General features: G+C 69.5%; 13 protein-coding genes. 10 read left to right on the top strand and 3 right to left on the bottom strand.

What is annotated here, in order from left to right; all coding sequences use genetic code 11:
* Positions 1-9 precede the first annotated feature (9 nt).
* Positions 10-588: a helix-turn-helix domain-containing protein gene (locus AB0G52_RS35740; RefSeq protein WP_361342541.1), complete on the top strand. Its 579-nt coding sequence runs from the start codon at positions 10-12 to the stop codon at positions 586-588.
* 143 nt (positions 589-731) lie between these two features.
* Positions 732-1397 (top strand): nitroreductase, encoded by a 666-nt coding sequence (locus AB0G52_RS35735; RefSeq protein ID WP_361342538.1) that lies wholly within the window; start codon positions 732-734, stop codon positions 1395-1397.
* Between the two features lie 37 nt (positions 1398-1434).
* Here AB0G52_RS35735 and AB0G52_RS35730 read toward each other — a convergent pair whose 3' ends face one another.
* The 3 genes from AB0G52_RS35730 to AB0G52_RS35720 are packed head-to-tail and all read right to left on the bottom strand — an operon-like array spanning position 1435 to position 5365.
* Positions 1435-2229: a ferritin-like domain-containing protein gene (locus tag AB0G52_RS35730; RefSeq protein WP_132890964.1), complete on the bottom strand. Its 795-nt coding sequence runs from the start codon at positions 2227-2229 to the stop codon at positions 1435-1437.
* Positions 2229-4544, bottom strand: a complete 2316-nt coding sequence (locus tag AB0G52_RS35725; RefSeq protein WP_361342535.1) for an HAD-IB family phosphatase — start codon at positions 4542-4544, stop codon at positions 2229-2231. The genes AB0G52_RS35730 and AB0G52_RS35725 overlap by 1 nt, the downstream gene beginning before the upstream one ends.
* Positions 4541-5365 (bottom strand): hypothetical protein, encoded by an 825-nt coding sequence (locus tag AB0G52_RS35720; protein WP_361342532.1) that lies wholly within the window; start codon positions 5363-5365, stop codon positions 4541-4543. Before AB0G52_RS35720 ends, AB0G52_RS35725 begins: the two co-directional genes overlap by 4 nt.
* A 312-nt stretch (positions 5366-5677) precedes the next feature.
* Between AB0G52_RS35720 and AB0G52_RS35715 the strand changes: the two genes are divergently transcribed.
* The 8 genes from AB0G52_RS35715 (at position 5678) to AB0G52_RS35680 (ending at position 13481) form a co-directional block, all read left to right on the top strand.
* Positions 5678-6469, top strand: a complete 792-nt coding sequence (locus tag AB0G52_RS35715) for an SDR family oxidoreductase (RefSeq protein ID WP_132890967.1) — start codon at positions 5678-5680, stop codon at positions 6467-6469.
* Positions 6470-6508: 39 nt separating this feature from the next.
* Positions 6509-7231: a lysophospholipid acyltransferase family protein gene (locus AB0G52_RS35710; RefSeq protein WP_361342528.1), complete on the top strand. Its 723-nt coding sequence runs from the start codon at positions 6509-6511 to the stop codon at positions 7229-7231.
* Positions 7228-8931 (top strand): FAD-binding oxidoreductase, encoded by a 1704-nt coding sequence (locus AB0G52_RS35705; RefSeq protein WP_207921828.1) that lies wholly within the window; start codon positions 7228-7230, stop codon positions 8929-8931. Before AB0G52_RS35710 ends, AB0G52_RS35705 begins: the two co-directional genes overlap by 4 nt.
* Before the next feature lie 76 nt (positions 8932-9007).
* The gene (locus tag AB0G52_RS35700; protein ID WP_132890969.1) at positions 9008-9337 is read left to right on the top strand and encodes a WhiB family transcriptional regulator; all 330 of its coding nucleotides are present in this window, start codon (positions 9008-9010) and stop codon (positions 9335-9337) included.
* Between the two features lie 159 nt (positions 9338-9496).
* Positions 9497-11110: a cytochrome b N-terminal domain-containing protein gene (locus AB0G52_RS35695; RefSeq protein WP_361342524.1), complete on the top strand. Its 1614-nt coding sequence runs from the start codon at positions 9497-9499 to the stop codon at positions 11108-11110.
* A gap of 146 nt (positions 11111-11256) precedes the next feature.
* Entirely contained in the window at positions 11257-11556 is a 300-nt protein-coding gene (locus AB0G52_RS35690) for a cupin domain-containing protein (protein ID WP_132890971.1), read from the top strand.
* Between the two features lie 69 nt (positions 11557-11625).
* Positions 11626-12246, top strand: a complete 621-nt coding sequence (locus AB0G52_RS35685; RefSeq protein ID WP_132890972.1) for a DUF5134 domain-containing protein — start codon at positions 11626-11628, stop codon at positions 12244-12246.
* A gap of 29 nt (positions 12247-12275) precedes the next feature.
* Positions 12276-13481, top strand: a complete 1206-nt coding sequence (locus tag AB0G52_RS35680; protein ID WP_361342520.1) for an acyl-CoA dehydrogenase family protein — start codon at positions 12276-12278, stop codon at positions 13479-13481.
* Positions 13482-13534 lie beyond the last annotated feature (53 nt).

The raw sequence follows: 13534 nt of genomic DNA, 5'->3' as shown, positions 1-13534 counted from the left end.
GCGCTTCATGTGCGCGATCACGACGTGGCCGCCGCGGACTTCGGACCGATACCGAAGACCGATGAGGCGCCGACGCACGCGGACTCCCGCCACAACCACGGCCACGGCTACGGCCGCACCACGACCACCGAATACAGCGCGAGTTGGCGCATCGCGACGGCTCGCGCCGTACCGGAACGGACACGCACCATGCCCACCCCACAAGACCCTCACCCGGCAGACCGAACCGAGCATCCTCGGTCCTCCGGCACCTCTCCGGCCATCGCCCGGGCCTTCGACCTGCTCAGCAACGACTGGAACGGCCTGATCCTCATGGCTTTGGCCAAAGGGCCGGCCGATCGGGCGCAGATTCGCGAGCGCGTACCCGGCATCAGCAGCCGCATGCTCACCCAGCGGCTCCAGGAGCTGACCGCGATCGACCTGGTCACCCGGGAGGTCCGGCCCGGGCTGCCATCGAGGCCCCGTTACGCACTCTCTCCGCATGGCAAGGCGTTTCTCGTACCCCTGGCCGTTCTGTTCCTGTGGGCGGAAGATCACCTTCCTGCGAGCAGCGCACCGGTCGGCCGACCGGCCACGACTGACCTCTGACAGCGTCCCGTCCGGACGCGACCGCTGCGGAAGGCGGGAGTCGGCGGGGCTACGCTCCGTGGCAATTCGCGCATATTGTTACGTTTCATAGCCTTCCGACTGGCAAGGGCGGCATGTAAAGCAGACGAGGGAGCCTGGTGATCTTGGACGTCTATGAGGCGGTGACGAGCCGACGAGCCGTACGTGGATTCATCGACCGGCCCGTCCCGAGGGAGGTGCTCGAGCGGGTGCTCTCCGCCGCCGCCTGGGCGCCCTCCGGGTCGAACCTCCAGCCCTGGCATGTCTACGTGCTGACCGGCCGGCCGCTGGACGAACTCAAGGAACTCGCCGGCGGGCGTGTGACCGCGCGCGATCCCTGGGACGAGCGCGAATACGAGATGTACCCGCAGACACTGAGATCCCCCTACCGCGAGCGCCGGTCCGCCTTCGGTGCGGAGCGCTACAGCTCACTGGGCATCGGGCGAGAGGACTGGGAGGCGCGCCAGAGGGCCGCTTCCGCGAACTGGGAGTGTTTCGGCGCCCCGGCCGCCCTGTTCTGCTACATCGACCGCGGTCTGGGCCGGCCCCAGTGGTCCGACCTGGGCATGTACCTGCAGACGGTGATGCTGCTGCTCCGCGCCGAAGGCCTGCACAGCTGCCCGCAGATGGCGTGGTCGGTCTATCGCAAGACCGTCGCGGAGGTCCTCTCGCCCCCCGACGACCTCATCCTCTTCTGCGGTATGTCGATCGGATACGAGGACACCACCGTGCCCTACACCCGTACCGGCCGGGCACCGCTCGAACAGACGGTCACCTTCGTCGACGAATAGGTTCCGCGCGAGAAGGTGACCCTGGGGCGTGGCGGTGTCAGGCAGCGATGCCGCGGCTGTCCATGGCGTCCTCGACGATGTGCAGCCCCTCCAGGCCCGGCAGCTTCGCGATGTGCGCGTCGATGCCGCGGATGAGTTTGCGGCCCTCGGAGCCGCCGAAGAGGTGGGTCATGACGTGCGTGACCTCGGCCTCGGGCATGACGCCCGAGCCGACCGGGCCCCAGGCCTTCTCCAGCGCCAGGCGGGCGACCACACGGGCCTTCCTGCTCGCGGCGAGCCGGTCGCGCGCCTGCGACGCGTAGAACGCGACGTGCTTCGTCTCCTGCTGTGCGATCCGTCTGAGCAGCGGTACCAGCACGGGGTGGCTCTCCAGCGCGGCGAGCCGGTGGTAGGCGGCGGTCGCCGACCACTCGTTCGCCGCTCCCCATGCCATGTGGACGGCAACGAAGTCGTTCCCGACGAGCCGGCCGATCACCGTCTGCTTCACGGTCCCCAGTCGGTCCCGCCAGCCGAGCTTCAGCCGGGTCGCCTTGAGCTCGTCGAAGTCGACTTTGACGTTGTGACGCTCCAGCACGGCGGCGAGCGCTTCGCCGTGCCAGAACTCCTCGCGGTTCCACATCGTCATGAAGGCGCCCACCGCGGGCTCGTCGTGAGACGGGGTCGTCAGCAGATCACGCAGGTAACACACCGTGTGGTACTCGATGTCGCACATGTAGCGCACGGTGCGCAGCGTCTCCTCGGGCAGCGGGTTGCGCTCGAACTCGTCGAAGTCGAGGTCGGCCCACTGCACGCCGGTGGAGTTCTTCGTGTACTTGTCGATGTCGAAGGCCATCAGTAGCTCATCCCTTCGGTGCGCGCCGGATGCGCCGCCCGGGCCGCGACGACCTCGCGGCGTACCCCCGAACCGCCGCTCTTCCAGCGGTGGATGTCCCAGTTCCTCTTGTGCGACGCGCGCGCCAGTCCGGCGTCGGGGTTGATCGCAGAGGGCTTGCCCAGCAGCGACAGCCACGGCAGGTCGGCGTGGCTGTCGCCGTAGCCGTAGGAGGCGGCGAGGTCGTAGCCGCCCTCCTCGGCGTACCGCTGAAGCCACGCGGCCCGCGCCTCGTCCACCAGCGGCGGCTTCGCCAGGTAGCCGGTGAGCACCCCGTCCCGCACGTGCATGGAGCTCCCGACGACCTCGTCGAACAGGTGGGCGAGCGGAGCGGCGAGAAGCGCGACCGAGCCGGTGACCAGGACGGTACGGTGACCTGCCGCGCGGTGCTCACGGATACGCGTCAGAGCGTCCGCGCTCGTGTGCCGCAGCATCGTGTCGGCGTAGCCGCGCCGCACCACCTCCTCCAGGCGGGCGACGGGCATGCCGCGGTAGCGGCGCAGGAAGGCGCGGATGAACTCGCCGCGGTCACGCCGCTCGGCGCGGAGATAGCCGGGCAGCGAGACGAGCAGGTCCGCCACCTCCTTCGGCCAGGCCGCCTTGCGGAAGCCCGCGGTACGCACCCAGAGGTACTGCTCGACGATGTTGGAGTCGACGACGGTCCGTTCGAGGTCGAAGACGGCGACCACGTCGGTGCGCCGTGGCAGTCCGCGTCGCGGACGGGCGTCCGTGGGCCGGACGACGGCTGCCTTGCGACGGCGGTGGGCCGCCGTCAGTTCGCCGAGGGCGGGGAGGTGCACCTTCTGCAGGTACTCCTCCCAGTCGATCCGCTCCACATCGAAGCCGCGGTCCTCGCGCACCTCGGCCGGAAGGGCGTTGTTCAGCGCGCGGGTGTTGCGGTCGTCGAAGACGATCTCGGTCTGCGCATACGCGCGGTAGAGATCGATGAAGTTGCCGAGGGTGGCGATGCCGGCGCGCAACCTGGCGTTCCCGGTCGCGAGAGCGCGCTTGCGCTCGTCATTCGGCATCAGCCGCAGAGCGGTGTCCCACAGGTCGGCCTTCGCCCTCGCCAGCCGGAGGTTCCGGTTGAACCTGCGCTCGCCCGAGAACTTCCACGCCGGCACTTCGACGAATCCGCCGTCCTTCGCAACCGGGTGCTGCGTGTAGTAGTCGCGTACGTTCTCGTACATGCGGTGGAAGGGCAGCGGATTCGACGCACCCGAGGCGATGTGGAAGTACCCCGGCTCGTCGACGGGGGCCGGGTTGGCAGCCACGGCCAGGATGGCGTTGACGACGAAGTCGACGGGGATGACATCGAGGATCGAGTCGGGCAGCCCGGGGAAGTCGGGCAGTTGGCCGCGACCGTAGGCGAAGATCAGCGGATCGGCCACCTTGAAGCCGTCGATCCAGCCGGGGAAAGGGTGCCGGAGCGCGCTCTCGATGATCGCGGGCCGGACCAGCGAGAGCCGGTGTCCGGCCTCCCCCCAGAGGTCTTCCGCGGCGCGTTCGGCGAGTGCCTTCGTCAAGGTGTACACGTCGGTCCACCCGAGGCTCTGCGCACGCCGCCGGCCGGTGGCGACGAGCTGGGAACGCACCCACGCGCGGCGCGCGTTCTCGCTCGCGCGGGCCGCCGCGATCGGGCCCTCCTTCCCGTGGTCGCCGCGGGCGCGGGACATGAACCGCTCCAGCATCGCCGGTTCCCGCGAGGCGAGTTCGGTCTGCTCGTGGGTCCGGGTGGCCAAGGTCAACTCGGTGTGCCAGAGGACGTCGTGTTCGAGCCTGGCTTCGGGCACCACACCACGGCGGAGCCCTCCGACGTAACAGGTCGACACGTGGACGACGTGCGGGTCGGAGCCGGAGGCGAGCAGTGCCTCGTACAGGCCTACTGCGCCGTTGACGTTCGTGTCGAACGCCTCGTGGATGGGCGGGTCGAACGAGACGGTCGACGCCGAGTGGATGACGACGTCGAGGTCGGAGGGCAGCTCGGGGATGCTGCTCATGCTGCCGTCGAGCACGGTGATCCGCTCCCGGACGATGCGCTCGGCCTCTTCGGCGCCCACGGCGTCCCGCCAGCGCCGGAAGACGGGTTTGCGCAGCAGCTGCCGGAGCCGGTCCTGCCCGCTCTGGCTGCCCTTGCGGCGCACGAGGAGCGAGACATGGGTGGCGGGGTGGTCGCTGAGCAGCCGCTCGAGCACGGCCTGTCCGACGAACCCGGTGGCGCCGGTCAACAGGACGTGCGCGTCGCCGAGTCCGGTGTTCGCGTGCTGCGGTGTCATGGAAGGAGCCTCGATTCCACGGTGGATGCGACACCGGCACGGATGCCGGGGAGCGCGGCGACCATCCCGCGGATACGACGGGCCTCGGCCCGTCCGCGCTGGTCGCCGAAGACATGACGTTCGAAGAAGGTGCGCTCGTGCCTGGAGCGGTCGACCGAGCCGAGCGGCCAGGCTGCGTGCCGGAGGGCGCGGCAGGTGAGGCGCTGGGCGCGGGCCGAGCCCCGGAGCCGGCGCTCCGCCTCCTCGGCGAGGAAGCGGATGTGACGGTGCTTGGTCTCCATCACGGGGTTGATGATCGACGCCATCGCGGAGGACTCGTCGGCCAGCCGCCGGTAGGCCGCCTGCGTGATCCACTCGTCCACGAGGCCCGTCGTCACGTGCACGGCGACGATCTGCGCACCGGTGAGGGCCGCCCGGAGGGAGCGGCGGACCGGGCCGCGGCGTCCACGGCGCTCCGCGGGGACCCACCGTGCCGGACCGGCGCTCGGCGGCAGGTCGCGGGCGGCGGGAGAAGCGTCCAGGACGGCGTCGAGGGCGTCGGCCGTCCAGAACCTCTCGAACATCCACGTGGTGAGGAACGCGGTGACCCGGGCGTCCTTGTGTGTCGCCGTGACGAGCAGGTCGCGCATGCGGTGCAGCGTCGTACGTTCCATGTCGCGCAGCGCGCGTACGAGTCGGACGGACTCGGCGTCGAGCGGCTCGTCGGCGAGCGGCCCGAGGTCGAGGGTTGCGCGCCGGCTGCCATGTGCCGTGCGGGCGAACTCCCGCACGTCGAAGGCCGCTGTCTCGGGCGGCAGGGTCGTCTCGTTGTTCGGGGTCATGCACGGGCTTTCTGAGCGGGAGCGGGGGAACTCTGCGGCAGTCCTGAAGCCTGCGGGGAGCCGTCGGGGGCCGACAGGTGAGACCGCGCCACCGGCACATGTGTGACACCACTCGCCTCCGACAGGTGCGGAAGCCCGTGTCACAAGGCGGAAGCGTGCCCGGTCTAACGCGATGACCCCGCAAACGAAAGGTGTGTCAGGCGCGTGGACAGCGATCTGCGGTGTACGAGGCAAGTCACCTGGTTCGGCTCGTCGGAGCCGGCCGTGGGCCGAGTGGGGCCCTCTGATGTCGATCAGAGGGCAGGGGAGAGCGTGCTGAGCCGTACGCGGGTCGCGCTTGTGACCGGTGCCACGTCCGGGATCGGGGCGGTGTTCGCGCGCGCCCTGGCGGACCGCGGATGGGACCTGATCCTGGTGGCGCGCGACAGGGAGCGGCTCGGCCGGGTGGCCGCCCAGCTCGAGTCCCGGGGCAGTGCCGTCGAGGTGCTGCCCGCCGACCTGGCCGAGCGCGCCGACGTCGCACGTGTCGCCGCCCGGCTGGAGGACCCGGCCCGTCCGGTGGACATGCTCGTGAACAACGCCGGTTTCGGCGTCCGCGCACCGATGACCTCGACCGACACCGCGCCGCACGACCGGGCGATCGAGGTCATGGGGCGTACGGCGCTGGTGCTCGCCGGCGCCGCCGGCCGGGCCATGCGCGACCGCGGCCACGGTGCGGTGGTCAATGTGTCGAGCACGGCCGGGTTCGTCACGATGGGAAGCTATTCGGCCGTCAAGGCCTTCGTGACCTCGCTCTCCGAAGGACTGGCGAACGAGCTCCACGGAACGGGCGTCACCGTGACGGCCCTCTGTCCGGGCTGGGTCCGCACCGAATTCCACACGCGGGCCGGAATCCGGTCGTCGAGCATTCCGGACTTCCTCTGGCTGGACGCCCGGCGAGTCGTCGAGACGACGCTGCGCGACGTGCGCCGCGGACGGGTGATCTCCGTGCCGAGCCTCCGGTACCGGCTGCTGGTGTGGTTCACACGGCATCTTCCCCGCCGCGCCGTGCGGTGGATCTCGCGACGGATCTCGTCCGGCCGCAAGGACAGTCTCACTCACTGAAGGAATCAGTGCGGGCGAACCCGCACGGGAAGGAAGCGGATGCCTGCGGCGATACGCGGCCGTTTCACCTCACGCTCACACGCTGCGGCGCGTTTCATCGCACAGCGAGGGCTGCTCAAGCCCCTCGTCTGGAGCCTGACCAGCGTCACGGTACTCGGGCGCGAGCGGTTGGCGGAGGTCGAGGACGCGTATGTCCTCGTCGCCAATCACACCTCTCACCTCGACACGCCGCTCATCATGGGCGCGCTGCCGCGCCGGCTGGCGCGCTACCTCGCGGTGGGAGCCGCCGCGGACTACTTCTTCGACGTGTGGCGGCGGCGCGGCCTCACGGCCCTCTTCTTCAACGCCTTCCCGGTCGACCGTACCGGAACGAACACACGCGCGGTGAGCGCCAAGGCCCTGCTGAACCGGGGCGTGCCACTCCTGATCTTTCCCGAGGGGACCCGATCACGCGACGGCTCACTCGGAGCGTTCAAGCCCGGGGCGGCGGCGCTCGCCTCGTCGGCCGGGGTGCCGGTGCTCCCCGTCGCCGTCATCGGCGCGCACGCGGCGCATCCTCGCGGATCGAACTGGCCGAAGCCGGGCCGGCTGCCGGTCGGCGTCGTCTTCGGCGAACCGCTCACCGCCCTTCCCGGGGAGTCGAGGACCGAGTTCACCGAACGTGTCCGCTCGGCGATCCTCACCCTCACCGAGGAGAACGCCGACCGCGTGCTCGGCGTACGGACGACCTCACGCCTCATACCCGAAGGAGACCGCTCGTGACCGAACCCGCCCGCCGCACCGACGCGACGCCCACCGCTGATGTGAGACACATGAAGTGGTGGGGCTGGGGCGTGGAAGGTGTCGGCTTCCGGCACGAGGACAAACCTGGTTTCGCGCCATTCGTGCACAGGGCCATCGGCCTCGACCTGCGCGCGGGCGAGCGTGACGTGGAACGACCCGACGTCGCTCGGTTGCAGGTGCCGGCCTCGACGGCGCCGGAGGGGTTCGTCGCGCTGCTGACCGCCATCGTCGGAGCCGGGAACGTCCTCGTGGACGACCTGTCCCGGGTCGTCCACACCTACGGCAAGAGCCTGCGTGACCTGGTCCGCATCCGGGCCGGCGAGATCGCGCGCAGTCCCGATGTGATCGTCTACCCGGCCGACGAGGCGGAGGTGCGGAGCATCGTCGACGCGGCCGTCGAGGCGGACGCCGTGATCATCCCCTTCGGGGGCGGCAGCAACATCGCGGGCAGCCTGGAGCCGCACGCGGACGAAACCCGGGTGGTCGTCTCGCTCGACCTCGGCCGCCTCGACCGGGTGCTGGAGATCGACCCCGACTCCGGCCTGGCACGGGTCCAGGCCGGGGCACTGGGACCTGATCTGGAGGCACAACTCAACCGGGACGGCTGGACGATGGGGCACTTCCCCGACTCGTTCACCCACTCGACGCTGGGCGGGTGGGTCGCCACCCGCTCCTCCGGCATGCAGTCGGACAAGTACGGCGACATAGCGGACATCGTCAAGGGGCTGCGTGTCGTGCGGACCGGCGGGGTCCTCGTGGTCCGTGCCGTGCCGAGCGCGTCGACCGGGCCGAGCGTGCGGGAGATGGTGGTGGGCTCCGAGGGACGGCTCGGCGTCATCACCGAGGTCACGGTGCAGGTGCACCGCCTTCCCGCGAAGCGGGCGATCCACGCCTACTTCTTCGAGAGCCTCGACCACGGCCTCGCGGCGATGCAGGAGATCGCGGAGAGCGATGTCTCGCCCTCGGTCACCCGTGTCTCGGACGCGCACGAGACGGCCTTCTCCCTGGCGACGAGCAAGGAGGCGAGGGGCATCCGCAGAACGGCACAGGCCGGCCTCATGGCCTACCTGAAAAGGCGTGGCTGGAACCTCGACGAGACGTGTCTCTCCTTCATCGGCTTCGAGGGCGAGAAGGCGCACGTGAGGCGGCAGAAGTCGGTTGTCGACCGGATCGTGCGCAGGCATCACGGCATCGGCGTCGGCACGGGACCGGGTGCGCTCTACGACCAGAAGAAGTTCGACACGCCGTACATCCGCGACTTCCTGCTCGACCGCGGCGCCGCCGGCGACGTGAGCGAGACCGCGGGCCCGTGGTCGAAGCTCCGCGGCATCCACGCTGCGGTCTACGAGGCGGCGGACCTCGCCTACGAGAGCATCGGCCGTGCCGGCTGGACCATGTCGCACCTGTCGCACTCCTACCACTCCGGAGCCTGCCTCTATTTCACCTTCGCCTTCGTCTTCGGGGACGACCCCCTGGGCGAGTACGACACCGTCAAGCGCGCGATCCAGCAGGCGTTCGTCGACGCCGGCGGCACGATCTCGCACCACCACGGGGTGGGCCTGGAGCACGCGCCCTGGTTGGAGGAGGACATCTCGCCCCAGGGTGTCGCGATCATGTCGGGGCTCTTCGGCGCCGCCGACCCGGGCGGCAACTTCAACCCCCGCAAGATCGTGGTCTGAGCGGGTGCGCACCGCCTTGTCACACGCCGGCCAGGTACCCCGTCTCAGATGACAACCCCTGGAGGTCTTCTCTGCCATGACTACTGCACAACGCGACCACGCCACGCACTGGCGTGAACGGGGAGCTTGCGTGCGCCTGGACCCCGAGCTGTTCTTCCCCATAGGCGACGGCGGTCTGACGCACGTTCAGATCGCCCAGGCCAAGGCCGTCTGCCGTCGGTGCCCGGTCATGGATGAGTGTCTCGGCTGGGCCATGCGGGTCGAGCAGGTGGAAGGCATCTGGGGTGGGACGACGGAAGGCGAGCGCCGTCTGATCAGGCGGCGCGACAGCGCCGATCGCCATCTCGGGGCCACGCCTGTCACATCCACGTCTCCTGCCCGGTCATACGGGTGGAAGCAGTCATGAGCCTGCCGCCCGGGGAGCGCAGATCAGGCGCCCTGCTGACTCGGTTCTGCCCACGATCAGCGACCGACCTGCCGAATCCGTTCCCCGTCCGGCTGCAGGGCGGGCTCATGTCGTCAACGGCGTCCCATTGCGGGCCGGATGAGGAATGGTTGCCGGGGCATGGATGATCAGAGCCAGAAGGAAGAAGCGGCCGAGGGAGGCGGTGGGGAGCGCATTGCCCGCTGGGCGCAGGGACGCCTCGGCCCGTACGGCCTCTTGCGGGCCAGAGCACGCAGGGCATCCCCCGACCACTGGTCCTTCTTGTTGGGAGAGATCTGTCTCTACAGCTTCCTCGTCATCGTCGTGACCGGGATCTACCTGAGCCTGTACTTCCATCCGTCGATGAAGGAGGTGCAGTACGAAGGCAGTTACCTCCCGTTGCGGGGGCGGACGGTGTCGGAGGCGTTCGACTCCACCATGCACGTCTCCTTCGACGTCCGTGGCGGCCTGTTGATCCGGCAGGCGCACCACTGGGCGGCCCTGGTCTTCATCGGGGCCGCGCTCGTCCACATGCTCCGCGTGTTCTTCACCGGCGCCTTCCGCAAACCCCGTGAATTCCAGTGGCTGTTCGGCTTCCTGCTGCTGGTCCTCGGGATGTTCGGAGGGCTGACGGGATACGACCTGCCGGACGACCTGCTGTCCGGCACCGGGCTCGCCGTCGTGAACGGGACGATCCTCTCCGTACCGGTCGTCGGAACCTACCTTTCGATGTTTCTCTTCGGAGGCGAGTTCCCCGGCGGCGAACTGGTGGCGCGCTTCAACGCGATCCATGTCCTGGTCATCCCGGCCGTCATGGTGGGCCTGCTCGTGGCCCACCTGATCCTGCTGCTTCATCACAGGCACACCCAGTATCCGGGCCCGGGACGGAGCAACAGGAACGTGGTAGGGCCGCCGCTGAAGGTGCGGGCGGTGAAATCCGCGGGCGTCTTCTTCCTGGTCGCCGGTGTCGTCTTCGCGATCGCGGCATTCGTGCAGATCAATCCGATCTGGCTGTACGGCCCTTACCGCGTCGACCAGGTCTCGGCCGGATCGCAGCCCGACTGGTACATGGGCGTGGCGGACGGACTGCTGCGCGTCATGCCCGGCTGGGAGATCGCCCTCTGGGGCCACACGCTGGCCCTGGACAACTTGATTCCGCTGGTGGTGGGCGTCGGTTTCTTCCTGGCCATGGGCGCGTATCCGTTCGTCGAGTCCTGGGTGACCGGGGACGACCGTGAGCAGCACCTGCTCGACAGACCACGCAACCGCCCCGTGCGCACGGCCCTCGGTGTCGCCTGGATCGGCTTCTACCTGGTGTCGCTCGTCGGCGCGGCGAACGACATCATCGCCACCCGGTTCCATCTCTCGGTCGAATCGGTGACGTGGGCGGTGCGCGTCGGCCTGTTCGTCGTGCCGGTCGCGGCCTACGCGGTGGCCAAGCGGTGGGCGCTCGGTCTGCAGCGCACAGATCACGACAAGGTGCTGCACGGTCGCGAGACGGGCGTCGTCAAGCGCCTGCCACACGGCGAGTTCGTCGAGGTCCACGAGCCTCTCGGCCAGGCGGAGCTGCACCTCCTGACCCAGCACGAGCAGTACAGCCCGATCGCGGCCGGTGCGAACGGCAGGGGCGCCGGTGCCCGTCTCGCCCGGCGCCTGCGGGCCGGGTTCAGCCGCGCCCTCTACGGCGAGGGCGCACAGGTCCCCAAGCCGACTCCGCAGGAGTATCGGGAGATCACCGAAAACCACCGCGTGTGACCGTGCAGTCCGGCTGTCGGCGGACGGTGTGGGAGAGAGGTTCGAAAAACTGTGCCGAGAACATGTCTCATCGTGGACTTCGGCGGTGTGCTCACCACGTCACTCGATGACGCGGTGCGTCGCTTCGAGGCCCGCGAGGGCCGACGGTGCTCCAGGACGCCGGACCGCTCGCCATTCCCGAAGGTGCTTCGGCGATGACCATTCGGGTGAGAGCGGTCCGCTTCGGGTTCGAGGGCGAGTCCGAGCGCGTCGCCGAAGCCGGCGGGACGTTCTGGGAGCCGGGTGGTGATGTGATCCATTACCGGGACGGCAACGCGCTGGCGGATGCGCGGACCAGGTTCGTCGTGCCGATGATGTGCGCGCCGGGCAAGCCGATGCTCGGACTCGCCGGCGACCAGGAACTGGCCGACCGGGCCCGCCCGCGCGCCCCGCGCCCCACCGGCTGACCACCCGCCCGTCCGTACGCCGCTGTGCGACACGGATGCCGACCGCTCCGTGGGAGGGTGCATCTCGGCATGAGTGCCACTGAAGTCGTCCACTCCATGCTCACCGCCCTGTTCGCGGCGGCCGCTGCCCGGGCGCTCCGGATGAGCGTCCGGGCCCGGACCGGTGGTTGCCGCGACCGCGTCGACCACCTGCTGCACGCCGCCATGGCCCTGGCCATGGCGGTGATGCCGTGGAGCTGGGGCGGCGCCCTGCCCGCGCTGCCGCAGTCGGTCTTCTTCGCCGCCGCCGCACTGTGGTTCCCGCTGACCGCCGTCAGGAGCGGCCAGGAGGGACAGTTGCCGGCAACCGTGAGGCGACTGCCCCATGCGGTGAGCATGGCGGCGATGACCTGGATGTCGTACCGCGCGACCGGTCATTCGCACCGGGCCATGGCCGACGGCGTTCCCCCGGCCCACCAGGCCATGGAGGTCGGCCACTCCATGGGCGGATCGGAAGCCGACAGCATCGTGACAGGCGTGCTGGCGCTGTACCTGCTCGCGTGTGCTCTGTACTCGCTGACCCGCGGCATGCCCGCGCTGCGCACCACCGGCACGGTGGCCGACTCGACCAGCCTCAGCAGTGTCTGCCACCGCTTCTGGGACGGAGCGACGGCCATGGGAACGCTGGTCATGCTGCTCATGCCCCATTGACGGAAACCAACTTCCTCCAGGAGATCGACATGACCACCACTCCCCCTGCGCTGTCCGACGACCTGCTCGGCGCCGACTTCTACCTCTACGAGGCGCTTCTCGCGGACGAGGAACGCAAGATACTGCTCAAAGCCCGCGCCTTCCTGCGTGACGAGGTGAAGCCGTTGGTCAACGAGTACTGGGAGAAGGGCGAGTTCCCCGTGGAACTCATCGAGAGGTTCCGCCGGAGCGGCCTGAGCGCCCTGCCGTACGAGGGTTACGGTGACCACCTGCCCGCCGCGAGCCACCTGCTCGGCGGCATGCTCGCGATGGAGATGAGTCGCGTCGACGCCTCGGTCGCCACATTCTTCGGCGTCCACGACGGGCTCAGCTTCTACTCCGTCCTCACCGGCGGCGACCAGCAGCAGCGGGAGAGGTGGCTGCCCGCCATGGCCTCGATGGAGAAGATCGGCGCCTTCGCGTTGACCGAACCGCTGGGCGGCTCCGACGTCTCCGGCGGCATGCGCACCACCGCCGAGCGCCGGGGCGGCACCTGGGTGCTCAACGGCGCGAAGAGGTGGATCGGCAACGCCACCTTCGCCGACCACGTCGTGGTGTGGGCGCGGGACGTGGACGACAACCAGGTCAAGGGCTTCGTCGTGGAGAAGGGCACCCCCGGGTTCGTGCCGGTGAAGATCGAGGGCAAGATCGCGCTCCGGATCGTGCAGAACGCCGAGATCACCCTGACCGACGTACGGGTCCCGGAGGCCGACCGCCTCCAGAACATCACCTCCTTCCGGGACGTCGCGGAGATCCTGCGCTTCACGCGCAGCGGTGTCGCCTGGCAGGCCCTCGGAGTCATGATCGGCGCCTACGAGCTCGCTCTCGCCTACGCCAAGGAACGCCGGCAGTTCGGGCGTCCGATCGCCGGATTCCAGATGGTGCAGGACCTGCTGGTGAAGTGCCTCGGCGCCATCACCGCCTCGTGGGGCATGCTGGTGCAGCTCGCCCGGCTGCAGGACCAGGGCATCTTCCGCGACGACCACTCGGCGCTGGCCAAGGGGTTCACGACGTCCCGGATGCGGGAGGTCGTCGCGGCCGGCCGCGAGATCTTCGGCGGCAACGGCATCGTCCTCGACCACGATGTCGCACGGTTCTTCGCCGACGCCGAGGCCCTCTACTCCTACGAAGGCACCCGCCAGATGCAGACCCTCATCGTCGGCAAGTCCATAACCGGGCAGAGCGCCTTCGTGTGAGCAGAACGCCCTTGTACGAGCAGAGCGCCTTCGCGCGCCTCGTGCCCCCGGCA

Source organism: Streptomyces sp. NPDC021562 (genome assembly GCF_040640875.1).
GTDB lineage: Bacteria > Actinomycetota > Actinomycetes > Streptomycetales > Streptomycetaceae > Streptomyces.
Note: the sequence above shows the minus strand (reverse complement) of the source record. Positions and strands in the feature narration are given on the sequence as shown.

Bases quoted from the DNA above. Each gene is read 5' to 3' on its own strand.
- AB0G52_RS35720 (WP_361342532.1), bottom strand. From the start codon at position 5,365: ATGACCCCGAACAACGAGACGACCCTGCCGCCCGAGACAGCGGCCTTC.
- AB0G52_RS35695 (WP_361342524.1), top strand. From the start codon at position 9,497: ATGGATGATCAGAGCCAGAAGGAAGAAGCGGCCGAGGGAGGCGGTGGG.
- AB0G52_RS35725 (WP_361342535.1), bottom strand. From the start codon at position 4,544: ATGACACCGCAGCACGCGAACACCGGACTCGGCGACGCGCACGTCCTG.
- AB0G52_RS35710 (WP_361342528.1), top strand. From the start codon at position 6,509: ATGCCTGCGGCGATACGCGGCCGTTTCACCTCACGCTCACACGCTGCG.
- AB0G52_RS35685 (WP_132890972.1), top strand. From the start codon at position 11,626: ATGAGTGCCACTGAAGTCGTCCACTCCATGCTCACCGCCCTGTTCGCG.
- AB0G52_RS35680 (WP_361342520.1), top strand. From the start codon at position 12,276: ATGACCACCACTCCCCCTGCGCTGTCCGACGACCTGCTCGGCGCCGAC.
- AB0G52_RS35730 (WP_132890964.1), bottom strand. From the start codon at position 2,229: ATGGCCTTCGACATCGACAAGTACACGAAGAACTCCACCGGCGTGCAG.
- AB0G52_RS35700 (WP_132890969.1), top strand. From the start codon at position 9,008: ATGACTACTGCACAACGCGACCACGCCACGCACTGGCGTGAACGGGGA.